We start from the raw sequence: 25713 nt of genomic DNA, 5'->3' as shown, positions 1-25713 counted from the left end.
TTCCTGGGATTTCGTTGTCACGACTTCGTCACCGTTTCGTCGAGGTTGAGGATGACTTGTCGAAGTCGCGACCACCTTTGGCTTTGCCGCTCTTGGTTCGCCAAACCTTCATCCGCCAATCGCGACGTTCCAGTTCGTGGACCACGGGCATCAACGATTCGTGTTCCAAGTACATGGCAAAGATACGGCGAACCTGCGCGGCCTCGTCGGCGTTGACGACCAACTTCGGACTCGGCCCGCTGCGGTCGACGTCGTACCCCAGCACCGGGATACCGCCCGCCCATTTGCCGCGGCGGCGCTGGGCGGCGATCTTGTCGCGGATGCGTTCGCCGATGATCTCGCGTTCAAACTGGGCGAATGACAGCAAGATGTTCAGCGTCAGCCGGCCCATCGAGTGCGTCGTGTTGAACTGCTGCGTCACCGAAACGAATGAGACGCCTTGTTCGTCAAACGTTCCCATGATTCGTGAAAAGTCGAGCAGCGATCGACTCAGCCGGTCAACTTTGTAAACGACAACGCAGTCCACCAGTCCCGCTTCGATGTCGGCCATTAGTCGCTTCATCGCCGGCCGTTCCAAGTTGCCGCCGGAGAACCCGCCGTCGTCGTACCGTGCCGGCAGCGCGACCCATCCCTCTTGTTTCTGGCTCGCGATGAACGACTCGGACGATTCGCGTTGGGCGTCGAGCGAGTTGAATTCCTGATCGAGTCCTTCTTCGGTCGACTTGCGCGTGTAGATCGCACACCGAATATTCTTCGGCTGTTCTGCTTTGGTTTTCGTCATTGCTTCTTCCTCCGTCCGAGTCGAAAGAACGTGAACCCGTTGTAACTGCCGCTGGTAACTTCTTTGGCGATCGCCGTGAGCGAACGGTATCGCCGGCCTTCAAACTCGAACCCGTCGGTCAGCACCAACACGCGGATGGTTTTGCCACGGTGTTGCCGTTCCAGATAATTGCCCGGCGGCGGCAATCGCGGATCCCAATCGGTGTAGCCGTCTTCTTCGACCGGAGCGTACCGCGTCTGAGTCAACAGTTCTTCCTTGGGCGGCGTCACACGAACGTCCGCGTTCTGTGCAAGCTGCCGCGCCCGCTGTCTCGCTTCGACACTCAGCCCGCCTTCTTCGTTGACCTGCATCCGCCAAGCGATGCGGCGAACCAGGTATCGCTTATGACGGCTTCGGCAAACCTCGTCGAAGACGTCTTCGTACTTCGTCAACAACTGGTCGACGGACATGTCTTGCAGCTTTGCAATCTCCAAACGCATCGCAGGCGTCATCGCGTCACCTCCGATCGTTTTTCGTTCTTCACTTCGCTTCGGCCATCACGCTTTGCCCGGTGATCAACATCGCGATCATCAACATCGCAAGTATCGTCCGTTTCAATCGCTCGCACCCGAGCGACACCGCGAGCCAAGATGGCCGCGACTTGTTCATCATTCGTTTCAGACATTCAGGTCTCCACCGTTAATCTGTTCCCATCGGAATCGTCTCTCGGCCGATCCGAGAGAGCGTTTGGAACAGAGAGCGGTGAGTTGTCCGAAAGCTCAAGCCGCTCGGGTAAAGAGTTCGCAGAAATCCCAGAAGTCGGCATCGGATGACGCAGTCGCCACCGCAACACACCCCGAGCCAACAGCACCGCGACCGCCCGTCGCCGATCATGCGGCGCGAGCGTGGGCAAAGAATCCGATTCAGAAATAGCGTCACCTTTTGGAACGAGTCATCAAGTCACCTCGCCAGACTCAACAACCTGGCCAGGTAACCTATGCCGTTCCCGAGCAACGCCGCCCAAAAAATCCCACCGAGCAAAACCACCACCTCGCATCCCCCACCACGAAGCGACAAGGCGCAACAATCCGCGAACTTTGGAAAGAAACTTCAGAGGTAACTGCCCCCAAAGAATCACCTCATCCGCCTTTCACATATTCTTTGGAAAACCGACCGAAGCCCACAACTTAAACCCCTCGTTCGTATTCCATTACGACCGAGGGGTTTTTTAATGCTCCGGCAGAGAGTCCGTGCGACTTATCCGCAATCGGCGTAACGACTTACGGTAGTTTTCTAGGATTGAAACGTCTCTGTTTCCCGCCACTACGCGACATCGTTTCCACACGATGTGACGTCTTGTGCCCTGCGTTTCCACCAAACTCTCTGCTATCTCTGTCAGCCTGACCGCGGGGTTATAGGCTCAGCCCCGCCAGATGTCGCGCTTTTGACTGTTCGTATCCCGTGGGGTCAAAAAAGTCGAACGCGCACTTTGTCCGATGAATTCCGAGGTTGCTTGGGTAGATGTGATCCGATTCTCGGTCGAGTTTGAGCGCAGGCAGAACGGCACCGGCAAAAAGTGATCGAAAACGGCGGCACCGCGCAGCAGATATTACCCGATGTTATGAGACCGGAGTGGTGCGGAGCGAGTGAAGGCCGGAGGAGCTAAGCCGCGCGTCGGTACGACCGAAGCAAACCTCCAAGGCGTTCAGTCGTTTCGATCTCGGCATCGATGTCCGGTGGACTATCCAACGGCATGATCAGCTCGTTGTCTAAGCCTTGGTGATTACGAGCGGTGTGATAATGAACGAGGAAANATCGAACAGCTCTGCGCGTCGCGGTCTCGCCAAAGAGAATCAATTTATAGAGGCACTCGGATTTCAGAGATCCGAAGAATCTTTCCAAGTGCGCGTTCAAGTTCGGACTCCGCGGTGGCAACCGAACAGGCTTCACACCGTCGTTGCGTAGGAAGTCCCGAAAGGATTGACTGAATGTCGCATCACGATCCATGATCAAGTACTTCTTGTCATTGAGGAAACCGTCCTCGTGGTTGGTCAGTTCGAGGGCAATCGTTTTCATCCACGCTTCGTTCGGATTGGTGGTGCAGCCCGCGAAGTGGACGCGGCGGGTTTTAAGCTCCATGACAAAAAGAAGATAGAATGTTGTTAGGCCGCCCTTGGTCCATACTTCCACAGTGGTGAAGTCGATAGATGCCATTACGTCCCAGTGCGCCTTCAGAAAAGTCTCCCACGATCCTGTGCGTTTTCGGTCCGGTGCCGGCTCAATGCCGTGCGTTTTGAGGATGTTTCCAATGGTGGAGTCGCAGATGTGGTAACCGACGTTCGATAACGCACCGCTGATACGGTCGTAGCCCCAAGTCGGGTTCTCTTTTGCGAACTTCACGGTCAAGTCGACGATCTCCGGCCGCGTTCTTGGTCGACCGGTTTTCTTCTGTTTTCGATCGGAGTAGTCCCACTTATTGGCAACCAACTGACTATGCCATCGCAGGATCGTGTCCGGCGTGAACAGGAAACCGATCTCGGAGAGTTGTTTGCGTCCCAAGATCTTGCCTTTGACGGCCAGGCGGCGACGTTGGTCATCGGTTAGCAAGATACGCTTCTTGCCGAGCTTCTCTTTGAGAACGGCATTCTCGGTGCGAAGGTACTCAATGACTTCTTGTTGTTGTCGATTGACCCAACTGGCAAGAATGATCAGCATCAACTGCCACGGTTGCAGAATGAATTTCATCGGCGTCTCGGTGGTTCGGAAAACCCGAGATGCTCATTGGTGCGAAACGAAATGTAAACCTGGGTGGGCAAGCGTGAAAGCACTCGGAGCTTGCCTGCGTTCCGGTTAGAACGATCGCAGAAACATTACCGCCGTCGACAGCACGTCGGTTCGGCTGAGATGTATGCCTGACAAACGTTTGGAAGTCGCCTTTTTGCAGTGTTTAGTGCTCGGCTGAGTTTTTTGACCCCACGGGGAAGATAAATGGCGTCGTGTAGTTTCAATCCGCGGACGGTGTTTCGGCAAACCTCGAACGGATTATTGGAAGAGATGGTCGGAATGTTGAATGTTCCGATGCGATTGAATTGGTCCGAGTTGGCCGAAACGGATGTGGATTCGATTATTGCGGCGTACCAAGGACTCGATGAAGAGTCTCGACAGCGTGTCGAATTGACGCTTCACGACCTTCATTCGATGGTGGGCGAAGAGTCGCAGCTAGCGATCTTTCAGCAATGTCGCAGGGCGGGCGAAAACGAGTTTTTGAAGGAGTTGGAACAATATGAAAGCCGTTACGACGTCGCGATCCTGACGCGTCTGGCAAGACCCGAAGTGTGGCGCGTTGCGACTCGGTTCGCATTGGCGGACCGTGTGATCGGGGGTCGTTCGTCTTACCGGCGGATTGAATTGCCGGCGGCCAAGCCGCGTACCTCATCGAAGGATTTGCGATCGTTCGCCAGTGCTTTGTCGGCTTTCTACTCGGCTCATCAGGCGCGTTTGCCCGGCAGGTGACGCTGACCAAAGACTCGATTGCTGATGAATCGACGTTGAAACTGCTGGCCGCTCTTGAACAAGCGTCGCGAGAAGGTGCTGTCGTGCTCCAGGGCGATGGTGTCCGCAGTGGCGACGATTCATCCTCTGCAATCCACTACCAGTTTGGCGACGATGGTCGATACCACGAGCAATCCGGTGAATCGTCGTTCAAACGAGATCAGCTCCTGACAGACATTAACGCGGGAAAACTGACAATCACACTCACCGCTCGCCACGGAGAACACTGTGACGTTGAACATCCTCAGCCAGCCATCTGGACGGTCGGCCCGATCGAAAAGCAACGCGGAAAGCAAAAATTCCCCGTGTTGTATCCCGGTGAATCTGAAGTGCTGGTCAGTGGACGCCACGTCGACCAGCAGGCTCGCATCTTCGTCGATGGACATCGAGTCGACGGCGAAGTCGCGATGAAAAAGAACGAACGAATCTCGATCAACTTGAAGCAGCGACCGGAAGACGGCATGCACTTACTGCAACTGCAAAACCCAAGCGGCCAATTCAGCAACGACTTCATCCTGACCGTTGCCCAGGCCAAACCACAAAAAAAGAAAGATGATGACGGTGACGCTAAACTGCCAAAGCCGAAGACTCTGGCTGACGCTTTGAAGCGATCGGGCTGGGATCGTCTTATTGGTACATGGGTCGACGAAGGCTCAAAAGGCGAAGGCCTGAAGCTGTCGTTTCAGTGGAAAATCAAAAACCGAGTGATCGAAGCAGAATCAATCGATCCAGCTCGCTCATCGGTCTCACTGGTTAGCGTCAACGCGGCCAATGGCGACATCTTTCAAGTCGGCGCCGACAGCACTGGCTCGTGTCACCTGGGCACCTGGACCTTTGAGAAAGATGACGCAGCCGTCCTCAACCTTGGCTACACCGATGGCGACGGTGGCGTGCTCCCCAAAAACTAATCCATCTGTTATGAAGGTTTACCGGCCGAGCCGGCCAAAGGAGACTTTTTATGACTAAGAAACGCAAACGACGGAAACCCGAGCAGATCGTGAAGGCGATTCAAGAAGGCGATGCGATGATGGCGGCGGGCAAGACAGAGGCCGAGGTGTTTCAAACGCTTGAAATCAGCGTAACGACCTGGGAGCGTTGGAAGAAACTGTATGGCGGAATGAAGTCGGATGAAGCAAAACGACTTCGTGAGCTTGAAGTCGAGAATCAACGACTCAAAGAGCTTCTCGCCGAGGCCGAGCTAGACAAGAAGATCCTCAAGATGGCCGCAGAGGGAAACTTCTGAGCCCGACGCGACGACGTGAGGCTGTTGCAAAGGCTCAGAAATCCTTTGCAGTGTCAGAACGTCGGGCATGCAAAACGCTTGGCCAACCGCGGAGTACTCATCGGTACCAAGCGAAATCCAAGAGCGACGAAGAGCGATTGCTTCGCCGCATTTACGAACTGGTTCGAGAATTCCCCCGCTACGGCTACCGGATGATCACGCGGATGTTACGCCGCGAAGGATGGACAGTGAATTACAAACGAATCTATCGGCTTTGGAAACGAGAAGGTCTTCGAGTGCCACGAAGAAAGGCGAAGAAACGCAGGCTTGGAAGCGTTTCAGGAGGGATCTGCCGTCGCCGCGCCGAACGCATCAATCACGTTTGGTCGATTGACTTTATCTTTGATCGAACAATCAATGGGCGGTCAGTGAAGATCCTTTCGTTGATCGATGAGTACTCACGAGAATGCATCGCCTTGGAGGTCTCACGCCGGTTCACCGGCGATGACTTGGTTGCCCTTCTAGTGGATGTGTTTGCAATTCGAGGCATTCCGGCATTTATCCGAAGTGACAACGGACCAGAGTTCATCAGTCGCCGCGTCCGCGATTTCCTTGGACGCATTGATGTCGGCACATCGTTCATTGAACCAGGTAGCCCCTGGGAGAACGGCTATGTCGAGAGCTTCCACAGCCGGTTTCGTGACGAGTGTTTGTCCTGCGAAGCGTTCAGCACGCTTGCCGAAGCGCAACAGGTAATCGGGCAATGGAGATCGACGTACAACCATCGACGTCCCCACAGCTCGCTGAGCGGGCTTACTCCTGCGGAGTTCGCGACCCGTTGTGCCGCTTCAACTCCAGTCGCTGCGCTCCTTACGTCGAAGCGGCACAACGAATGTGATTCAGTAACCCAATCCCTACCTTCATAACCCTGGACCAAGTTTCGGGGGCATTCCAACGGCACTCAGGGTCAGATCACGCTTCGCTACAAACTGACCGATGACGATACGCTTGACTTCACGCTGGCACTTCCCCAGCCAATCCACATTCGCTTGATTCGGGCGACTGACTGACGCGCCCGTGTCAGCTTTGAAATAACCGAAGAGGAAAACTCTCACTCATGCACCAAACCTTTGGAATTCTGATGGCTGCAGTCGGGCTGTTTATGCTGGTCTGCGGCACCATGAAAAGCGAGTTCATCGTCTACCGACTGCTGGTCGCGCGATCCCGACTCCTTTGGGGCGACGGGGACGCGGTGCATCGCTTCTACCAGTTCAGTGGGCTGGTCGTTGCAATTCTTGGCACGCTATGGGCGATGGGTCTCATCTGGCGTTCCTAAGCAGTTTTCTCCTCTTGGTCGTCGAGGGTTTTAACGTTTGAGCCAATCGTCGATTTTAGTCTTCGAGGTGTACGTGATCAGGGTTGGGAATTCCCAATTTGTCAAAGAGCCTTTGTATGTCGTCAAGACGTGAACGCAAGCTACTGTCCTCGGATTGACTGTGTAGGTCACTGATGGTCCGGTGACATGTCGACAGGAGCTGAGCCGCCTCAGTCCGCGTTGTTTGGTTGTCCTGGTTCGACTCAATGAGTAGTCGGGCTAATGATTGCTCAATGAAGGCCCGTCGAAGTGCAAAAACCGGGAAATCCGGATGCATGGACTCAAGTGAGACTAATTCGCCGCGGGCGGTCCGATATCTCTGTTCTGCCTGATCATTCTGGTTCAGGCGAGACAAGAGCGTGCCGTGCTTGTGTCGCAACTGCTGGAGCAGGTATTGAAACTGTGGGGCATGCGGTTGTTGGCTGGTAAGTTGTTGAGCATGCTGAATGGATTCGCTGACACGTTCTTCAAAGTCACGAACTTGCTGATCGTCAAGCTGGCGATCTCTGGCAACTCCGGTCGACAAACCAAGAGCCAGTGCGCTGAGGATTTGAATATTGGCCGGACGTTTCTCTGAAAGCTGCCGGATCGTCACGATGGCAGACTCATACAGTGATTTTGACTGTTCGGGTTCCCAGCGTCGAAGTAAGGCAGATTTTTCGAGGCGGCATCGTGCGAGCAGCAACACGGCCTCATCAGATGACTCAGAGAGCTTTTCCAGTTGGCTCAACGCCTGATCGAGCGTACTGATTGTCTCGTCGCGATCGCCGCTCAGTCGCATGATACGGCTGCGTCCATTCGATGAAGGCGGCACATCCATCCGTTGAGCCATGGCATAACGAGATGTTGCAATTTCAAGCCGCACAGTGTTTTGAAAATCGGAGTCTTGTAAATCGGATGAAAGAGTTCCCGAGTTTTCACGCAACACATTTTCGAGGAGATTGATCGCAATCGTGTGTGCATCTTGGGCGGCTGGGAAGTCTCGTCGCGTGCGTGCGAGCCGGCCTTTTGCATTCCAAAGCCTTGCTCGCTGGATTCTCAGTGCGCTGGCATCCGTCTGATCCTCGTCGGATGGAACTGACTCAGCCAGTTGAAGAGCGGAATCGAATGTGTCTTCAGACTCGCGAAGTTTCCCCAGCAGCCCGAGAATTGTCCCGGCGTGATACTTTGCGATGATGATTCGCTGGTAAGTCTTGCCTCGCTGATCCTGAACGGCGAGTTTTTGAAAGGTCGTCAGCAACTCTTGCAGCAGCTCAGCTGTGTCTTTTGACAAAGGCAGACGCGCATTGCCATTGCCGGACGAATTGACGCCTGCGTTACGGAGAAGTTCACCTTCAGGAATGGTGCGAGCAAGAATTCGCTCCAGTGACTCCCAGGCAACGTCTGCTGCCAAGTCTGCTCTATGACGATGAGCCAACTCTAAGCGAGCCGACGCCTCCGACGACTCGTTGGCATTTCGGACTTGAACATTGGAAACAACCAATGTTGTGATCAGTGCCACAAGTAGTGTGGTTGCGATTCCTGACACCAGGGCAATGGCCGGATTGCGGCGAGACCACATCGACAGGCGCCGGACTGGGCTGGTGCGCACTGAACGAATGGGGCGGCCAGCGACGAATAGCCTCAAATCCTCGGCGAAGTCACCTGCATTTGCGAAGCGGTCCGACGGTTCAAGCTCTGTCGCTTTCAACACGATTGTTTCAAGGTCGTTAGGAATCGCCGGATCGATGGAACGTAGAGACGGGACTTGTGGCGACACATTTCGACGAACATTCGCAGAACCAAATGCCGACTGAAGCGTCAGCAGTTCAAACAACACCAGCCCTAGCGAATACACATCGCTTCGTTGCTCCGGTTGCCCGTCAAACTGTTCGGGGGCCATGTAGTGAGGCGTCCCCGCGACGGTTTCTGTGTGACTGCCGAGCCAGTCGTCAACGGGCAGTGCCAGTCCAAAGTCAGCGATCCAAAGGTGCCCGTGAAGATCGAGCAACAAATTAGACGGCTTGATATCCCGATGAAGCGTTCCCTGAGCATGTGCGTAATCCAGTGCGTCCGCAGCTTCGCTGATCATTTCCGCGATCGACCTTTGGTAGGCGTCCCTTTCCAAAGGTAGTCCGAAACGTGAGCGAAAGGTCGATTCCGCAATTGCCACGGCTCCTCGTTCACGCTTTGGCTTTCCTTTCTTCCCTGACTCGATCAGCGAGGCCAGTGTTTCGCCTTCGATGAATTGCATCGCGTAGAAGTGACAGCCATCCTGCTGGCCAACTCCAAACACCGGGACGATGTGCGAATGGTGAAGACGCGCTGCGGTTTCCGCTTCACGTCGAAATCGGGCGATCGATCTAGCGTCCCACAAAGCGGCATTCGGAAGCACTTTCACAGCGACTCGCCGATTCAGCGGCTGCTGAACAGCCTCGAAGACAACTCCCATGCCGCCTCGACCGATCTCTCGGACGATTTCAAACTCGCCGAGGTGGTCCGGCACACGATGCCCGATCGCTGGCCCTCCGGCAGCAAGAATTTGTTGCTCACGCATCCGTTCCAGCATCGCAGCAGTTTCCAAAATCTCTGCAACCTCGTCGCCAACTTCAGGTCTCTGCTCGATCAGAGCCTCCACATCCAGCGGGTTTCCATCACGCAGGCGTTGGCTAAATTCATCCGCTAATTCCGCAAGGTACTCGGTGTGTTCATCGCTCGGCAGTTGCTTGTCATCGCGAGGCATCTTCAGTCACCTTCCGATGAGATTTCGGCTGACGACTTCTCAGCATCCCGGAGAAACCGGCGACTGTGCTCACCGACAGCTTCTTTCAACCGCTTCATGGCTCGCACGTAGCGAATGCTGGCGTTCTTTGGCTGGATGTCCAGCACCTCGGCCGCTTCCGCGTTATTGAGCAGTTCCAAATGTCGTAGAGCAATCATCTCCTGATCCGAGTCACTCATCCCGGACAAGGCGGCCTGCATTCGTCGTTCATTTTCGGCCCGAATCGCCGCATTGCTCGGCGACGTCATTCCGCCTGATAGAAACTCCGCAAGACAGACAGATGTGTGCTGTCCTCCATGCGACTGATTGAGCGAAACGTCCAGCGTCGCGTCCCGCATCTGAGCCGCCAGGTGTCGTCGATGCAAGTCGATGAGCGTCTGTAAAACGATTGACCTCAACCAAACGATCGGTGACACATTTTCACTCTCGATGAAGTGACTGAGTCTTGATTCTGCTGCAACAAATGAATCCTGTAGCACGTCATCCGGATCAATACGACTCCTTAACCGGACGTCCATTCGAAAGTAGACGAGGTGCCATAACCTTGCGTGGTTGTGCTCAAACGTCTCACTAAGCGCAGCAAGATCGCCCGCAAGCATTCGCTCGCGGAGTCGGCTGTCGGATTGCTTGTTGGAGGTTGTGACCATTCTGATTTCTACGTTGGCCATCAGATCTTACGTACACGGGCCTACGAAAGATGGTAGCCCAATTTATTGGCAAATGCGATTGATGGTTTTGCACCTGAATGGTCGCGCATCTCAACAGAATTCATTCCAGCTCAGGAAAATCAAAAAACATGTGTAGATTCACGCTGTCGTTCCCGTTAGTGATGCCCCACCCAAATTTCATCAAGATCCCCAGAGGAGCGGTTCATGTCACTTCAACTACAGAAATTGCTGGCGTTCGCGTGCGTCAGTCTGTTTGCTTTCGTCGCAAACGCACAGCAGCCTGATCACGTCTATTTCAATGGAAAGATTCTGACAGTAGACGCGGAATTCTCCATAGCCGAGGCCATTGCGGTGTCTGGCGGGCGTATCAGTGCTGTAGGTACCAATGCTGAAATCCGCAAACTCGCCGGAAGTGAGTCAACCGAGGTCGATCTCAAAGGACGCACTGTCATTCCAGGGTTGATCGACAATCACATGCATTACATGCGGGGAGCATCACGATGGCGATTTGAAGCCAGAATCGACGGCGTAACATCCCGCACGAAAGCCCTTGAGATCATCAGCAACAAGGCAAAGCAAGCCGGCCCGGGGGAATGGGTGTTCGTGCTTGGTGGCTGGAGCGAACAGCAGTTTGCTGATGCTCCAGGCGGATTTACCACCGAGGAACTTGACGCTGCCGCCCCCGACAATCCCGTATTCGTCCAGAAGTCGTATAGCCGAACGTATATGAACAGCCTGGCTGAAAAAGAGTTGTCTCAATCCGGAGGCACAGGTGGCGGCAACACAGGTGGCGGCAACCGCTCAAATCGACAAGGGAACACAGGCAACTCAGGACGCAGCACAGGTCGCACGCAGGGAAACGGATCTCAGACGGGACGAAGTTCATCTCGGCGGTCCGGCGGCGCCAGAACTGTCATCAACCAAGCGACACGCTTCGTCCCCGCGCGCTCCGACGACCAGCGAGTTGACGACATGAGCTACTTCAACTCAGTCCTCAACCGCCACGGTCTTACGACGGTCTACGATGTCGGACGTGCATCGGATGGTAACTTCGATCCCGTTCAAACGCTCGCGAGCAACGGCGACCTTACTCTACGGGTTTTCCATTCCCTTCGATATCAAGCCAACGATCCACTGGAAGCCAGCGAAGCTGTTCGGATGATCAAGTCTTCCAAGCCTCGTTCGGGCGACGATTGGTTCGGCCTGATCGGCATCGGCGAACACACATACAACCCCTTGCATGACAGCAGCATGCGACAAAGTTTCTACGGCGACGATGTATGGGCCCAGTTCGATAAGCTCGCGATCACCGCGGCTGAGGGCGGATGGCACATTCACGAACATGCGCAGCGAGATTCGACTGCTGCGCGAATGCTGGACATCGCCGAACGAATTGACAAAATTCATCCGATGAAAGATCTGCGTTGGACGATTGCCCACTGCGATCTGATCTCGCGTGAGAGTATCGAACGGGCGAAGAAACTCGGAATGACGCTGGCCATCCACAACAAGACCGCGAAACCTGCGGTGGACGATCGTGACTCGCCGCCTGTTTCGTGGATGGAGGAAAGTGGCATCGTGTGGGGGCTCGGCTCTGATTCGACCGTTGTTTCCACGATCAACCCGTTTCACAGCCTGTGGTGGGTAACGAGCGGCAAAGTCTTTCCAAGCAAGATATCGATCCGCACACCGGTCTCTCGTCAGGCTGCACTCACCGCCCACACTCGAAGCAACGCTTTTCTGATGTTCAAAGAAAAGGACCTGGGAAGTCTTGAGGTTGGCAAGTGGGCCGACTTGGTCGTTCTCGATCGCGACTACATGACCGTTCCTGTCGATGAGATTCGCGACATCAAGCCAGTCAAAACGATCATCGGCGGAAAGATCGTTTATGACTCTGAATCGGACGGGCTATGAGGCATAACACAATCGGACGACCGCAGCGTCACCATGCAAAGGAAAGTGTTATGACACACCTAAGTCGACTGCTATTTGCAGTATGCTGCTGTCTCGGCCTCGGCTTGGCCGGAACCGGTGTCGCAGCTGATCTAGAGGTCATCGCGGTCGACAAGATCGGTCACTCGATTCTATTTATCGATCCGCGGACACGAAAGGTGACACATCGCATCGCGGCACCAGCTCGCCCGCATGTCGTGGCGATTTCAGCCGATGTGCGAACTGCAGTTGTTCCGATTTACGGTGACGGGATCTATGGCAACAATCCGAATCCAGGCCACCATTTGCTGGTTATCGACTTGCCGAGTCGATCGATTCGCCGCACAATCGATATCGCTCCTCTCAAGGCACCTCATCAGGCGCTCTTCGGTCCTGATGGACGATGCTACGTGACTTGCGAAGCCAGCGGCGTGGTCGCTGTGGTCGATATCGACCGAGGTATGGTTGTCGGTAAAATTCCTAACGGCTCTACCGGTTGTCACCGCATGGTTATGACCAGAGATGGAAAGACATTATTCACCGAAAATGAAAATGCGGCGACATTTGTCTCGGTATTGGATACAGAAACGCGAGTTCTGAAGCGAAGAATGGAACTAAACGTATCGATGCAGGGCATCGAGTTGTCTCCCAGCGATTCGACGCTCATTGTGTTGACCGGAGACGGCCCGCGTATGAAGGTGTTCGATGCGAAAGACTTCCATCACATCTCAAACGTCCGATTGAATAATCACAAGCTGCCAGCTCAGATCTCCAGGTTTACGCCCGATGGCACACGACTGTTGGTGTCAAGCTTTTCCGAGCCATTGTTGACGATCATGCCCGCGGATGATCTCAACAGGCAACAAACGCTGGCAATCGGTGAAGGTCCAATGGACATGGCGTTCCATCCGAATGGCGAAACGGTGTGGGTCGCCAACCACAACGCTGGCACGATCAGCGTCGTGTCGATCAACCCATTTCAAGAGCTGCATCGATTCAGCGCCGGTAAGGGCGTTGAAACCCTGGAATTCTATGATCGCGAAGCTTTCAGCACGGCATTAGGCCCGCACCATTCGGGCGAATTGCCTTGAGCAAATTACCAATGGGGTTCGGCCAGTCAGCGTAGACCTGATTCCAGTCGCCGACGGGTATTTCGGCAACGCCTTATCACATCTCGAAACCCAATAAGATGATCAGAGCTGAATCGCACACGACCCATCTCCAAAAATGATTCTGGTTTGCTTCACGTTCTCTCGTGATCGTCTCCTCAATTTGCCACAATTGATTCATGATTTACCGATTTGTCATGGCCGTCTCGCTCTCGCTGTTTCCCGTTTTCGCCACCGCGCAGGTCGTTCCGGCTGAGGTTCGCTCGGGCGACCCCCAGCTGTCGTTTCCTTCGGTGGACGAATTGCCGGAGGTCAGGGAATTGCCCAACCCCTTCGTCTTCCTCGACGGTACGGCGGTGAAGAATCACGAGGACTGGGTGCGCCGGCGGGCGGAGATGAAGGCTATGGTGCTTCACTATCAGTTCGGGCACGCTCCTGCGCTCCCCGCGCCCGACACGATCGACGCAGAGATCCTTTCCGAGACCGACGCGCTCGACGGAAAGGCAGTGAAGCGGGCCGTGCGACTTCGTTTCGGTCCCGGCAAGGCGGTCTCGCTCTCGTTGGGAATACACGTGCCAAAATTTGGCAAGGGACCGTTTCCCGTGATCGTTCACAATAGCCCCGGAACGTTTGAAGTCGATGACACGATCCTCGCGGATCTCATCCGTCGTGGCTACATGCTCGTGAGCTACCAACGAACCGACTTGCACCCGGATTGGGGGAAGGATCCTGAGGCGAAGAAGCGGCGCGATCGCGGCGACGCGCGACGGGCATATCCCGATCATGACTGGGGCTGCCTCCGGGTCTGGGCGTGGGGTGGCAGTGTGACCATCAACTGGCTCTCCACCCTGCCCGAGGTCGACATGACGAAGATCGTGTGCACCGGCCATTCGCGGGGCGGCCAGACGGCAGCGCTTATGGGAATGTTGGACGAACGGGTCGCAGTCGTGGCTCCGAACGCGGGCGGGTCGATCACCACCGGGTGCCACCGGGTGCCACCGGGTTGGAAACAAGACTCGCCTGATTAAGGATAAGATGGCCAGCCAGAATGCGTATTGGTTTCATCCCAACCTGACTGCGTTCGGCGACCGGGAGACCCAGCTGCCGTTTGATTTGCACTTCATCAAGGCGGCCGTCGCGCCGCGGGCATGGTTCAACGCGAACGGACTCGGCGACAAGCTGAACGTCGAAGGCAGCATGGTCACTTGGCGAGCGGCGAGTGTCGTCTATGACTGGCTCGGCGTGAAGGAGCGTTGCGCCCAATGGTACCGTGAAGGCGGTCACGACCAGGGCGCCCGGGATTGGAAAACGCTCGTGGACTTCGCCGACTTCATCTTTTTCGAAAAACCGCTTCCCGAGCCGGACACGTTTTACCAGGAGCCGTGGCCCGATCTTCCGTTGCATTACTCCTGGAAAGCTCCGCGTTGATCATCTGCAGGAGAAAATGCTTTCCGATTAAGAACGATGTGCCGAGCCAACGGAAATCCACCGCGGAGTTCACTTGCGGTCAATCAGTTTGGTGACCGGTGCAGAATGCTTGGTAGTGTGAATCGTATCGACGAATTGATGCAGGAACACTTCGACGCCGAACATTCCCAGGCGCGGTCACCATCGTGGCCCAACGCAGTAACTTTTTGCACTTAGACTAAATATACGTAATCACCATTCACAAAAAGAGTCACACCCATGCCGCAGTCACGCCGAATCCAAGCCATCCTCGTCACCCTCCTTCTTTTTCTCACGCTTCCTCTCGCAGCCCAACCTGTCGAATACTTCACCGACAACGGCTACGGCAACCCTGTCGCCACCATGCAGCACCCGTCCGGCGAATTTATCAATGGCAGCACTTACCTCGCCTACCAAGGACCCCACGAAGACCCCTATGTCGTCGCTTACCACCACGATTCGAAATCATGGGCTGGCCCTTTCAAAGCAGGCATCAACGTCATGGGCCAGGAGCAAGACGCACAAGACTCACACGATAAAGTCGATAACCACGGCAAACCCGCCATGATCATCGACGCCAAAGGCTACATCCACCTGGCCTTCGGCGGCCACGGCGGCTCGCGTGGACTCGGACTCGGCAACAACAACCAAGGCGCCGCCGGGCGTGGCAAGCAAACGCATGTCGTTTCCAAAAAGCCCTATGACATTACCGAGTGGGAAGCACTCGATAACATCTCGCCCTTTGGCACTTACTCGCAATTCATCAAGATGGACAACGGTGACATCTACCTCTTTTTCAGGCACGGCTCGCACCAATCCGACTGGGTTTACCAACGCTCCACCGACCATGGCCGCACCTTCGCCGATCCCCTCTCCGTCCTCAAATCTAAACCTCAACCCCAAGATCCCGACACCATGGACGCCTGGTACGCCTGGTTCGAGAAAGGCCTGGGCGACACGATCACCGCCTCGTATGTTTATCATCCGTGCAACAAACGTGGCCGGCATTCGAAAGATCGCCACAACACTTACTACATGCAAATGAACACCGCCGATGCCACCTGGACCAACGCCCCCGGCCAGACGCTCGCGATGCCGATCCTTAAAGAATACGCCGACGAAAATACACTGATGTTTGACACGCATGGCGGCCGCGCTAATCACGGCACTTGTCGCGTCGATGAAAACGGCGCCCCCCACGTATTCTTCCGACACGACGACGGCCACGTCCGCTACTACCGTTGGCTCGGCGACAAATGGCAACAACCCGTCACCGTTCTGCCCGGCAACAAATCCCAAGACGGCGACATGATCGTTCACTCACCGATGCACATCAGCCTTCTGCTCCGCTACAAAAATACCGCAGGCTCACACGTCGGCTACTTCAACTCCACCGATGGCGGACTCACCTGGCAAAAAGCCCCCTCCCTTTTGTCCGCCAAAAACATCGCCTACAACCCCATCAGTTCGATTGTCCGAAATGCTCATCCCAATGCACGCGTGATGCTCTCGTCAAACGCCTATGGCCAAGTCCACCAATACCGCAACATGGTCCTCCTCGGCGATCAAGGTCCTGTGACTCGCCCCAAACAAGAAGCCTCGAACTTGGGTAACCGTCTCAAACTACTTAGGCAAGAACGAGCTAAAGGGAAATGAGATGAATTCATTCGTTAGGCACTGTCTCGTAAATCGCCACAGCTCATTTTGGCAGCGAACGTAACCCACCAAGGGGACCGGTTTCAGCGGTCTCAACTTCATTTCGTCGACTCCCGTGTATACACGTAGTGGCGAACGGATGGCCGAGATCGCCGAAGACGGCAATGGTGTGAAACCTGCCTTAACAGTCTTGGTATTTCGTTCTCTAACTCGCGTCGGTTGCATCATTCTCTGTCTCGAAGCTTTACGTCGAACTCGCGTCGATGTTAGAAAGTTGGAGACACCGACGCGCCAAATCGCTAATGGCTAACCTGCTCCGGCTTCATCGACCGGTGCAGGGAAACGAGCATTTAAATCCGCTTCGGTTGGACCAACCGAGGTCATGCACAGATCGACCAAATTGCTTTCGGTGTTGGGGGCCGACGAGTTGGGATCGTTTTTTTCGCACTGGTTTTTCCCGTCTTGCGTAGCTTTCTTCTAAGTTTCATTTGTGGCGTGGACCTAACGTGTCACAACCGTTGCATTAAATAGGCATGCACTCGTCGCATTTGCTAGCAACCGGATTGTCTGGCTCGAAACTTGACTGTCTCCAGGGAAGCGTACTCACCGTGAGCGGAATGATTGACCAAGAATGGCTGCCTTCAACCCCAAGCACCTGACAAATCCGGACATCGTCCGAACCATCGAAACCAAACGACTTCTCGCACTACTCAAGCCCTACGCCGACTACCTCCGCGGTCGAGGGTTGTCGCTGCCGTCGGCCCGGCAAGCGGCAACGCTCGACCTCGAATTGCTGGCTGAGATTCTGGAGACGCCGGACGAGGCCGCGCCGCAGGATTTGCTCAACGCAATCGGCTACATCGACGAGATGGCTGTTACCATGACGGAAGGGAATCGACCGAGCCCGCGACGTTCCAGCCAATCGCACACCGGACTCAACAAGAAACTCAACAGCACCGCCATCGTCAAAGGGACCAACAACCCTTTGCCAAGGTAGAGTGCTCCAATGACGACTGCGACGGCGGCGATCGTCAAGACCGCTGGACGGCGATTGAGTTCTTTCGGCTGTGTCATTAATAAATTTTGTTTGCGATTCGTATCAAGTTGCTTCCCACCCAGTCTTAGCTAACTACCAAGGCTTGAGCTTCCAACCGAGAACGAAACCGAGGCCAACGCAAACGAGCGCCACGACCGCCGGTTTTTCACGGGCGTAGCGCCGCGCGTAGTCAATGAGATCGCTAGTTGGCCGAAGCCTTTCATTGGACTCATAAGTTGCCTGTGCGTTGGAAGCGGCTGTGTATGTCTGTTCTTCAATCATTTCCTGATCCTCTGAAAGTGGAATGTTGTTTGTCATCTTTTGTGTCTCGATCACGCTCGAGCACTGTCTTGATCCAGCGAAGGTTGCGAGTTAGTTCTTGGCTCGAGCGTTGCAGAACCGCTGCACTTCCGCGGAACTTGAAACATCCGATGACGCCTAGCGTTCCACTCAAAGCGCCAGCGGCCAACGCGGCAAGTAGGAAACCCAACGCGTAGGATGTTTCAAACTGATCCGTGATAAATATTGCCAAGGAAACTAACGCAATCGGCACACATGCCACGCCGATCACTGCGCTCACAAACATCAACAATCCCGTCAGTAGCATGCGGCTGCGACCGTCACGCAAATCTCGCGAGAGCAGCGCGAAATGCAATTCCGTCAAGGTAAAGAGGTCATGTGCCAATCCACCCATGTTGCGAGCGAGCCCCTTGGGCACCGTCGCTTGCGAACCGTTTCGTTGGCCTACCTTCGTTTCATGAACCATCCCAGGACCACCCCCATGCAAACGGCTGCGCCCAGTCCTGATAACGGATGCTCTCGAAGAAAGTCTTCAACTTGACGCCGTCGCCCGAAAAACTGCGTGCGTGCAAGTCCACGTAACTGTTGGAAATTCGGTTGCGAATCATGGGCTGAGTGATCCCCGATCGCGGGAAAAGGCGGAACGCGATTCTTCACGGTTTGATGTCCTGGGACGTTTGACTAATCTGCGACCTGTCGCCATGTTCCTTAAACGATTGGCTGGCTTGTCGCCCGACATACGACACGACTTCACGTAAAACCATCATGCCCACAAAGCCCAGAACGCGGGCACTCTTGCTGCTTTGAGGCTGTACCTTGGAGATCGAATCGACACGGTTCGGTCCGCGCGGGACGATGATGTATCCCACAGCGACGGCGGCTCCCACAAAAATCCATGGATGGGATTTCAGGTAGGTTCGCCAATCTCGCATCTCACGAGCCTGTTCGACGATGTCTTGAACTCCCTCGTCCAAGTCATCGCGTATCTCGCCCATGCGCTGGAGAAGGCTGTCCGTTTCGGGACTATCGCTAATCGATTTGTCGACCACTGAATCGTCCATTTTCATCGCCATCGCAGAAGCAAGCTTACGACGACGCCGGCGATCAGACCGGAACCAAAGCAAACCACCAACGATTCGGTTGGATGCCGGCGAACCATTCCTTCGACTTCGGCATAGCCCTCGCGCATGGTAGCCGCCGCTTGCTGTGATGCTTCTTGAGCACAGTTGGCCGCACGGTTGGCGGTAGCACGAACATTCTCACTGGCGTGACTATATGCGGAAGTAGCGTTGGAATTGAGTTCCTCGAAGAACTGTTCGACATTCTCCCTTGCCTCGCCGGTCTTTTTTTGGATTGTTCCCGATCAATTGATCGACATCGCCGTTGAAAGTCATGACATCGTCTTCGGTCAGTTCGCCCCACTTGCTACGTAGCCTTCCCTTGATCTCATTCCAGTTTCCTTGAAGTGTCTGTTGGCTAATCATTGTTTTGTAAATTCCATTTTAGAAAGGATATTTATCGTCATCTCGGCGAAGGCGACTTACCTTCTTGCCGTCTTTAATAGTCTGCGGCCATCACTCCGATGGCGACGAATCCGTGGCTGGTTGAACCAACTTATTGACTTCATCTTTCGCATCTCCCGTTAGTTCTTCGACCTTGTCTTTCACGGCATCTGCATCCGCTTCCATTTTGTCGCGGTCCACCGTCAGGTTGACATCGACGTTGCGGCTCTCCGAACTACCCTGGTCGCTCGACATTGAAAACCAGCCCCGGTAGAAGCCAATTCCTCCGACCAGAACCAGCAGTAGGAACAGCACTGCAAATACCTTCATGTCATTGCTCCGTGTTTGCGATAGAAATTGAATTGTCGTTTTTTGGGGGGATCCAGCCAGCGTCTGGCTACTTGCAAATCGGTTGACTCACGGGAACGAATCCTTCGTGAATCCACGACGACGCGTCGTTCGCATCGGCTTCGTCAAAGTAGCATTGCAATCTCCCGTCACCGTGACGGACCGAAACCGGCGGGATGAATCGCTCACCTCAAATCCAGCAAGTCCAAACGGACTTGCTGGAAGAATATGCCACAGGTGATGCGTTCACTCGCTGAATCACTCAGGCATCAGCACGGTATCGACGACGTGGATGACGCCGTTGGTGCACATGATGTCACTCTTGCCGACGTGAGCTTTTCCGACCATCAACTTGCCGTTTTTGTCGCTGATTTGCAGATCGGAGCCTTCCACGGTCACCGTCATCTTCATCTTGGCCAGGTCGGCTCCCAGTTCCTTCTTCGGCAAAACGTGGTAGGTCAGGATCTTGGTCAGCTTTGCTTTATTGGCGGGCTTAAGCAGATCGGCCAGCGTTTCCTTGGGTAGCTTCGCGAATGCAGCATCCGTTGGCGCGAAAACGGTGAACGGTCCTTTCCCTTTCAGCGTTTCGACCAATCCGGCCGCCTTCAGCGCGGTTGCGAGCGTCTTGAAATCGCCAGCGGCCACGGCGGTATCGACGATGTCTTTGGTCGAGGTGCTGGAGTTCGCACCCGTCGTCGTGGCCTTTGATTTCACTTCCTGGGCAAAACCGATGCCGCACGTCAGCATGGCCACACAAAACGACGTCGAGAGAGCGAGAATGTTGGTTTTCATCTTTGGTTTCCAAACGAGATAGTTTCAGTTCGACGTCGTCGGCAAAACACCAACCTAGATCGTCGGTTCAAAAGGTACGGCGTCGAAATCCCATTAGGTATCGAAGGTTGAATGATTCCAGGTTGGCGGATTCCGCCACGGCACGAGCCAGGCCAATGGATGTCCGCGAGCATGGTCGAATCCGCCATGGTCGATTCGTGGAACGAGCGATATTCACAAAGTTCGGCTTCCGTACATTCAGTTCGTCATTGGATTCAGCGACCGACACGGGTGCTGTTTGATGGCTCCACGCGTAGAGCGTGAGATCTCAACCGATTACTGGAGAAGAAACATGGATCGTCGAAAGATGTTGGCATCAGCCGGTGCCGTTGCCGTTGCCGGAGCCGTTTCTGGCGGCGCGAGTGCTCAGGAAACGAAAGCCATAAAGCATGCGAGCACACTGGCCCCGATGCACCAGAAGTGCTTGGAAGCTTGCCAGAACTGCGAATCGACTTGCAACGAAACCGTCAACCACTGCATGACTCACTTAGCCAAGGGCACGAAAGAACATGCCGCCTGCGCAGCGATCGCGATGAGTTGCCAGGAATTCTGCAGCTTATCGGCGCAGGTCATTGCACGCTCTTGCTCGCTTGCTTCGGCGGCGTGTACGGCGTGCGCGAAGGCATGCGACGCTTGCGCCGCTGAGTGCGAGAAGATCAAGACCGATCAGCAGATGTTGGCTTGTGCCAAAGCTTGTCGCGATTGTGCTACAAGCTGCCGCTCGATGGCGTAACCATCAACGCACCTGCTCGCCGCCGATCCTTCCTGGCGGATCATCATCATGAAACAATTCCGATCCTTGATCGTTGTCGTCGCTGGAAAAGACGGCGGGCAGTTGGCTGTCGATCAGGCCGCTACGCTCGCCGCTCAAAACTCCGGGACGGTAACGTTGGTCGATGCCATCACGCCGCTGAGCGACTTCTTGGAAATCGCTGGATCAAACGCGGCGGAATGCCACGACGAAGCTTCGAAGCTGAAAACCGAGCACATGGAACGGCTCGCAAAACCACTCCGTGATCGCGGAACGAGAGTTGACTGCCTCTTGCTACAAGGTGACCTCGCCGAAAGAACGGTCGAACGAGTCATCGTTCATGGTCACGATCTTCTGCTCAAGACCGCTGAACATCCTCATGGGATCACTCAGCACATGTTCGGCACGGTCGGGCAACGTCTAATGCGGAAATGCCCGTGCCCGGTTTGGATTATCAAAGCGGCACCGGAACCAAAATTGAAAAAGATTCTGGTTGCGATTAGCCCGTTCCCGCTTGAACAGCAACGTCATCCGATGAACGTGATGATGATGAAGCTGGCGACCTCCCTAACCTGCATGAATGATTGTGAATTGAATGTCGTTTCTGTTTGGCCGGATTTAGCGCTGGCGACTAAAAACGAGCAAAGCGAAACCAAACTGCTGCAAGACGAGGCGTTGGAGGAAATCGTCGGACCTTATCGCTGTCAGGTCGACGATTTGCAAACCCACTTGCTCGAGGGCGACCCCGCCGATGCCATCACGGGGCTGACCCTGAAACTTGACGTCGATCTGTTGGTTTTAGGAACCGTGTGTCGAAGCAATTTCGTGTTCTTCACCATGGGCAACACCGCCGAACAAGTGCTTCAACGCGTCCAGTGCTCGGTGCTTGCGGTCAAGCCGGATTGGTTCCTGGCGAGCGTGGCCAAGGCAGCTCAAGAACGATCACGTCTTTTCGATGGGCTGCTCAGCAAATCACCTGGACTGATCTGACTCGCGACAAGACTCTCACCACACCAACCCTTCCCAAGCAAGGCAATTCCCAATGTCCGAAACCATTCTTTTCGACCGCGAAGCCTCCGATGCGATACGGCGCGGGGTCCACACTCTTGCAAGCACCGTCAAGCGAACACTCGGGCCACGAGGTCGCAACGTTCTGCTGGGCCGCAGCTACGGATCGCCGATTGCGACGAAGGACGGAGTGACCGTTGCGAAGGAAATCGAACTCGAAGACCCGTTCGAGAACATCGGGGCGAAAATGGTACGGGATGTGGCCGCGAAGACCAACGACGTGGCGGGTGACGGAACGACGACCGCCACGGTATTGGCTGAGGCGATCTTCAACGAGGGTCTTCGCGCCGTCGCAGCGGGTGTTCGTCCGATCATGATGAAGGACGGAATGGAGCGTGCGGTCAAAGACATCGTAGCGAATCTCAAAAATGCTTCTGTGCCAATCAAAGGAAAGATTGACTTGCTACGGGTCGCCACCATCGCCGCCAACAATGATTCCGCCGTGGGAGAGATCATTGCCGAGGCACTGACGAAAGTCGGCAATGACGGCCTGGTCATTCTGGAAGACGGACAATCGACAGCCACCGAGTTGGAAATCGTCGAAGGCATGCAGTTCGACAGCGGCTACCTGTCACCCTACTTTATCACCGACGTGGCAAAGATGGAGTGCGTGCTTGAAAATCCCGTCATCCTGGTTTGCGAAAAGAAGGTCTCGCGAATCCAAGACATACTGCCGCTGCTTGAGAAGATCGTTGAACTGGGCCGTCCGCTGCTGATCATTTCAGAGAACCTTGAAGGCGAGGCACTCAGCACCTTGGTGATCAACTCGTTGCGAGGCACCTTCACCTGCTGTGCCGTGAAGTCGCCAGGATATGGCGACCGACGCAAGGCAATGCTTCAAGACATCGCGGTCGTCGTTGGCGGGAAAGCCGTGATGGAAAACTTGGGCATCAAGCTTGAATCAGTGGTGGTGGACGACCTTGGTAGTGCGCAGCGGGTCATCATTGACAAGACTCATACGACGATCATTCAAGGCGGCGGCAAGAAAAAAGCCACCGAAGCCCGTGTGGCTCAAATTCGTGTCGAGCGAGAGCGTTCGACGAGCAAGTATGACAACGAGAAGCTGGATGAACGGATTGCCAGAATGACGAGCGGTGTCGCGACGATTCGTTTGGGCGGGTTCACCGAGAGTGAGGTCAAGGAGAAGAAGTACCTGTACGAGGATGCCATCAATGCAGCCAAAGCGGCGGCGGACGAAGGGATCGTTGTCGGTGGTGGAGTCGCGTTGCTGCGAGCCTCATCGAAGTGTAAGCCAACCGAGATGGACCATGACGAGTCGGCTGGTTATACAATCATCCTGAAAGCCTGCCGATGGCCGATCCGTTGCATCGCGGACAATGCTGGGAAGGACGGCCGGATGGTGTGCGAGAAGGTTATCGAGATGCAGGCAGCGATGGGATACAACGCGCAAACCGACACCTACGAAGACTTGATCGAGGCCGGAGTCATCGACCCCACCAAGGTCGTGCGATCAGAAATTGAAAACGCAGCCAGCGTTGCAGCCTTGTTGCTGACCACCCAAGCTCTCCTGGCTCGGAAACGCTAGCGGCTGCGATAGCCAGACTGACTCGGGTAGCGATAGCCGTTAATGTTTCCATAGCTAGGTGAGTAAGTTGCGTGCGGGCTATAGGTTGCAACGCGGTACCCAGGAGTGGCGGACAAATAGACGCGGTTCACGGGATCGCTGACGTGCTGAATCCTTTGCAGGTAGCTGCCGTCATGGTGCCGGCAGCCTTGAGCCTCTATTTCATTCGTGTCGAGCACCAGGCTAGATGTCGCGACGATCGCGACGATGATCCATAGATTTTTATTCATCTTCGTTAGCTTCCAAGCAGAGTGAGTGACCGATCGCAGCACCGAAGTTGGTCTTGCACTTGAAATCTAGGCACGAGCAGGGCGACTCGGTATCGTTCAAAGCCGAAAACGCCCTGGCGGATTCGACCAAGACGAATTCGTCCAGGCGAAGTTGCCAGCTCGCGTGGTTGAATCCGCCATGTTTTTTTCGGCGATGTCTCGATACTGGAGGTCGTCGAAGTCTAGGACAATGACCGCGAGCAACGACTTCGCGATGTCGTGGCGAAAGCCCATCACGGAGGAACGTCGTTTCACGAACAGGATTCAGATGATGTCCACCAGCAACTCCGCCGTCGCCGTCTTTCACACGCACCCTGGTGACCAAATGATGTACTGGGGCAAGGCCGGTGCGATCTGGGGCGGTTTCTGGTCGTTGCTTTTTGGATCCGCGTTCTTTGCCATCCCAGGACTTGGCCCGGTGCTCGTTGCTGGACCGCTGGTCGCGTGGATCATCGGTGCGCTCGAAGGTGCCGTACCGGAAACTGTCGGTGTTTAATCAAACACCGCGTTTGCCACTTCACGATTTCGATTGAGAACCAAACCCATGTCGTCTGCAACCATCACTGACATTACCGACGAGCAGCTCAACACGATTACGGTCGGCGAGCGAGCGTCCGCCCGCCGGCGGGTCGATGGACGAGATGCCATCGAACGCTGGGAGAACGAAGGTGGAATCGTACTCACACCTACCCAAACCACCACCATCCACAACACCATCACTCCTCGATTCATAGGAATCTTCATCATCATGAACGAAACCCAAGACTACGTCAGCCCAGCCACCGCGATCATGACGCGCGAAGCACGCAGCATTCAGGCGTACGGGCACTTGATCCCGATGCCGCTTGCCTTGCACGAATCCGCACGTCAACAGAGTGTCGACAATCTGAACCAATTGCTCGCCGACACGATGACGCTGCGTGACATGTACAAGAAGCACCATTGGCAGGTGTCAGGGCCGATGTTTTATCAGTTGCATCTGTTGTTCGACAAACATTGCGCGACACAGGCCGAACTCGTCGACACGATCGCCGAACGCATCATGACGCTTGGTGGAATCAGCATCGCGATGGCACAGGACGTCGCCGACAACACGACGATCCCTCAACCGCCGAAAGACCGCGAGTGTCCGGAGTCGCAATTGACTCGTCTCCTTCAGGCCCACGAGATCACACTTCAAGCCGCCCGCTCGATGGCTCGCCAAGCAATCGAAGTCGGTGACGATGGCACCAATGACATGTTGGTCAGCGACGTCATCCGCGGCAACGAACTACAAGTCTGGTTCGTCTCGCAGCACCTCGTCGGTGCTCACGCCCACATTGAATGAAACAACATCAATCACCACCCGAGTAAAGGATGCCTCACATGGTCCGTTGGAACCCAGCCCAACCTCAAAAGCACCGTTTGGCGAAGAAAACAATTCAGATTCAATCGCGGAAGCGACAAATTCAGAGCGGATGGAACAACCGAGATCGCGCCGATCGTCTTCGCACCGGACGGATGCGCCAAGCTTGGTTCGTCAACTGCTTTTGCCGTCAACTT

General features: G+C 55.0%; 27 protein-coding genes and 1 pseudogene. 15 read left to right on the top strand and 13 right to left on the bottom strand.

Annotated elements, in window-relative coordinates; all coding sequences use genetic code 11:
• Positions 1–28: 28 nt before the first annotated feature.
• From SV7mr_RS14295 to SV7mr_RS25905, 4 genes are all read right to left on the bottom strand, one after another.
• Complete coding sequence (locus SV7mr_RS14295; RefSeq protein ID WP_145273360.1) at positions 29–781, bottom strand: recombinase family protein; 753 nt, start codon at positions 779–781, stop codon at positions 29–31.
• Positions 778–1272 carry a DUF2924 domain-containing protein gene (locus tag SV7mr_RS14290; RefSeq protein WP_145273357.1) on the bottom strand — a complete coding sequence of 165 codons (495 nt, stop codon included), beginning with the start codon at positions 1270–1272 and terminating at the stop codon, positions 778–780. The genes SV7mr_RS14295 and SV7mr_RS14290 overlap by 4 nt, the downstream gene beginning before the upstream one ends.
• Complete coding sequence (locus SV7mr_RS25430; protein ID WP_419187393.1) at positions 1269–1445, bottom strand: hypothetical protein; 177 nt, start codon at positions 1443–1445, stop codon at positions 1269–1271. The genes SV7mr_RS14290 and SV7mr_RS25430 overlap by 4 nt, the downstream gene beginning before the upstream one ends.
• Positions 1446–2422: 977 nt before the next feature.
• Positions 2423–2767: an integrase core domain-containing protein gene (locus tag SV7mr_RS25905; RefSeq protein WP_473163693.1), complete on the bottom strand. Its 345-nt coding sequence runs from the start codon at positions 2765–2767 to the stop codon at positions 2423–2425.
• Positions 2768–3748: 981 nt separating this feature from the next.
• Here SV7mr_RS25905 and SV7mr_RS14280 point away from each other — a divergent pair.
• The 4 genes and pseudogenes from SV7mr_RS14280 to SV7mr_RS14265 all read left to right on the top strand — a co-directional run bounded on the left by SV7mr_RS14280 (position 3749) and on the right by SV7mr_RS14265 (position 6870).
• Positions 3749–4273 (top strand): hypothetical protein, encoded by a 525-nt coding sequence (locus tag SV7mr_RS14280; protein ID WP_419187392.1) that lies wholly within the window; start codon positions 3749–3751, stop codon positions 4271–4273.
• Positions 4270–5220, top strand: coding sequence for a hypothetical protein (locus tag SV7mr_RS14275; protein WP_145273346.1), 951 nt, complete (start codon positions 4270–4272; stop codon positions 5218–5220). The genes SV7mr_RS14280 and SV7mr_RS14275 overlap by 4 nt, the downstream gene beginning before the upstream one ends.
• A 50-nt stretch (positions 5221–5270) precedes the next feature.
• Positions 5271–6358: pseudogene (locus SV7mr_RS14270) on the top strand (IS3 family transposase); the annotation flags it as partial.
• A 293-nt stretch (positions 6359–6651) separates the two neighbouring features.
• A complete protein-coding gene (locus SV7mr_RS14265; RefSeq protein ID WP_145273342.1) occupies positions 6652–6870 on the top strand; it encodes a hypothetical protein in 219 nt (72 codons plus the stop codon).
• A gap of 55 nt (positions 6871–6925) precedes the next feature.
• On the opposite strand, the gene SV7mr_RS14260 is transcribed toward SV7mr_RS14265, so the two are convergent.
• Positions 6926–9631: a serine/threonine protein kinase gene (locus SV7mr_RS14260; protein ID WP_145273338.1), complete on the bottom strand. Its 2706-nt coding sequence runs from the start codon at positions 9629–9631 to the stop codon at positions 6926–6928.
• A gap of 2 nt (positions 9632–9633) precedes the next feature.
• The gene (locus tag SV7mr_RS14255) at positions 9634–10317 is read right to left on the bottom strand and encodes a sigma-70 family RNA polymerase sigma factor (protein WP_419187391.1); all 684 of its coding nucleotides are present in this window, start codon (positions 10315–10317) and stop codon (positions 9634–9636) included.
• A gap of 225 nt (positions 10318–10542) precedes the next feature.
• Between SV7mr_RS14255 and SV7mr_RS14250 the strand changes: the two genes are divergently transcribed.
• The 6 genes from SV7mr_RS14250 (at position 10543) to SV7mr_RS25425 (ending at position 17478) form a co-directional block, all read left to right on the top strand.
• Positions 10543–12252: an amidohydrolase gene (locus tag SV7mr_RS14250; protein ID WP_145273332.1), complete on the top strand. Its 1710-nt coding sequence runs from the start codon at positions 10543–10545 to the stop codon at positions 12250–12252.
• Positions 12253–12302: 50 nt separating this feature from the next.
• Complete coding sequence (locus SV7mr_RS14245; protein WP_145273329.1) at positions 12303–13361, top strand: YncE family protein; 1059 nt, start codon at positions 12303–12305, stop codon at positions 13359–13361.
• 197 nt (positions 13362–13558) lie between these two features.
• The gene (locus SV7mr_RS14240; protein WP_145273326.1) at positions 13559–14407 is read left to right on the top strand and encodes an alpha/beta hydrolase family protein; all 849 of its coding nucleotides are present in this window, start codon (positions 13559–13561) and stop codon (positions 14405–14407) included.
• A 7-nt stretch (positions 14408–14414) separates the two neighbouring features.
• Complete coding sequence (locus SV7mr_RS14235) at positions 14415–14807, top strand: glucuronyl esterase domain-containing protein (RefSeq protein ID WP_145273323.1); 393 nt, start codon at positions 14415–14417, stop codon at positions 14805–14807.
• 258 nt (positions 14808–15065) lie between these two features.
• Positions 15066–16481, top strand: coding sequence for a BNR-4 repeat-containing protein (locus SV7mr_RS14230; RefSeq protein WP_145273320.1), 1416 nt, complete (start codon positions 15066–15068; stop codon positions 16479–16481).
• 631 nt (positions 16482–17112) lie between these two features.
• Complete coding sequence (locus SV7mr_RS25425) at positions 17113–17478, top strand: hypothetical protein (RefSeq protein ID WP_419187390.1); 366 nt, start codon at positions 17113–17115, stop codon at positions 17476–17478.
• A 132-nt stretch (positions 17479–17610) separates the two neighbouring features.
• On the opposite strand, the gene SV7mr_RS25420 is transcribed toward SV7mr_RS25425, so the two are convergent.
• From SV7mr_RS25420 to SV7mr_RS14200, 5 genes are all read right to left on the bottom strand, one after another.
• The gene (locus SV7mr_RS25420; RefSeq protein WP_419187389.1) at positions 17611–17835 is read right to left on the bottom strand and encodes a hypothetical protein; all 225 of its coding nucleotides are present in this window, start codon (positions 17833–17835) and stop codon (positions 17611–17613) included.
• Positions 17792–18211 (bottom strand): phage holin family protein, encoded by a 420-nt coding sequence (locus SV7mr_RS14220; RefSeq protein ID WP_419188476.1) that lies wholly within the window; start codon positions 18209–18211, stop codon positions 17792–17794. The genes SV7mr_RS25420 and SV7mr_RS14220 overlap by 44 nt, the downstream gene beginning before the upstream one ends.
• Before the next feature lie 259 nt (positions 18212–18470).
• On the bottom strand, positions 18471–18890 hold the full coding sequence (locus SV7mr_RS14215) for a hypothetical protein (RefSeq protein WP_419187388.1): 420 nt from the start codon (positions 18888–18890) through the stop codon (positions 18471–18473).
• 501 nt (positions 18891–19391) lie between these two features.
• Positions 19392–19649: a hypothetical protein gene (locus SV7mr_RS14205; protein WP_145273309.1), complete on the bottom strand. Its 258-nt coding sequence runs from the start codon at positions 19647–19649 to the stop codon at positions 19392–19394.
• 276 nt (positions 19650–19925) lie between these two features.
• Positions 19926–20414 carry a fasciclin domain-containing protein gene (locus SV7mr_RS14200; RefSeq protein WP_145278450.1) on the bottom strand — a complete coding sequence of 163 codons (489 nt, stop codon included), beginning with the start codon at positions 20412–20414 and terminating at the stop codon, positions 19926–19928.
• Positions 20415–20739: 325 nt separating this feature from the next.
• Here SV7mr_RS14200 and SV7mr_RS25900 point away from each other — a divergent pair, with 325 nt between their 5' ends.
• Genes SV7mr_RS25900 through groL form a run of 3 tightly spaced genes read left to right on the top strand, consistent with a single transcriptional unit; the run spans position 20740 to position 23863 of the window.
• Complete coding sequence (locus SV7mr_RS25900) at positions 20740–21231, top strand: four-helix bundle copper-binding protein (protein WP_473163642.1); 492 nt, start codon at positions 20740–20742, stop codon at positions 21229–21231.
• Between the two features lie 48 nt (positions 21232–21279).
• The gene (locus SV7mr_RS14195) at positions 21280–22239 is read left to right on the top strand and encodes a universal stress protein (RefSeq protein WP_145273306.1); all 960 of its coding nucleotides are present in this window, start codon (positions 21280–21282) and stop codon (positions 22237–22239) included.
• A gap of 52 nt (positions 22240–22291) precedes the next feature.
• Positions 22292–23863, top strand: coding sequence for a chaperonin GroEL (groL, locus tag SV7mr_RS14190; RefSeq protein ID WP_145273303.1), 1572 nt, complete (start codon positions 22292–22294; stop codon positions 23861–23863).
• Here groL and SV7mr_RS14185 read toward each other — a convergent pair.
• Both SV7mr_RS14185 and SV7mr_RS14180 read right to left on the bottom strand, forming a co-directional pair.
• The gene (locus tag SV7mr_RS14185; RefSeq protein ID WP_145273300.1) at positions 23860–24132 is read right to left on the bottom strand and encodes a hypothetical protein; all 273 of its coding nucleotides are present in this window, start codon (positions 24130–24132) and stop codon (positions 23860–23862) included. The genes groL and SV7mr_RS14185 overlap by 4 nt on opposite strands.
• Before the next feature lie 96 nt (positions 24133–24228).
• Complete coding sequence (locus SV7mr_RS14180) at positions 24229–24426, bottom strand: hypothetical protein (RefSeq protein WP_145273297.1); 198 nt, start codon at positions 24424–24426, stop codon at positions 24229–24231.
• A 13-nt stretch (positions 24427–24439) separates the two neighbouring features.
• On the opposite strand from SV7mr_RS14180, the gene SV7mr_RS14175 reads away from it, so the two are divergent.
• Both SV7mr_RS14175 and SV7mr_RS14170 read left to right on the top strand, forming a co-directional pair.
• Positions 24440–24667 carry a hypothetical protein gene (locus tag SV7mr_RS14175; protein WP_473163641.1) on the top strand — a complete coding sequence of 76 codons (228 nt, stop codon included), beginning with the start codon at positions 24440–24442 and terminating at the stop codon, positions 24665–24667.
• Between the two features lie 48 nt (positions 24668–24715).
• The gene (locus tag SV7mr_RS14170; protein WP_419187387.1) at positions 24716–25498 is read left to right on the top strand and encodes a Dps family protein; all 783 of its coding nucleotides are present in this window, start codon (positions 24716–24718) and stop codon (positions 25496–25498) included.
• The last annotated feature ends 215 nt before the right edge of the window (positions 25499–25713 follow it).

Origin of the sequence: Stieleria bergensis (assembly GCA_007745635.1) — a bacterium.
Classification (GTDB): Bacteria; Planctomycetota; Planctomycetia; order Pirellulales; family Pirellulaceae; genus Stieleria; species Stieleria bergensis.
The sequence above is the reverse complement of the archived record's forward strand: the minus strand, read 5'-3'. Positions and strand labels throughout refer to the sequence as shown.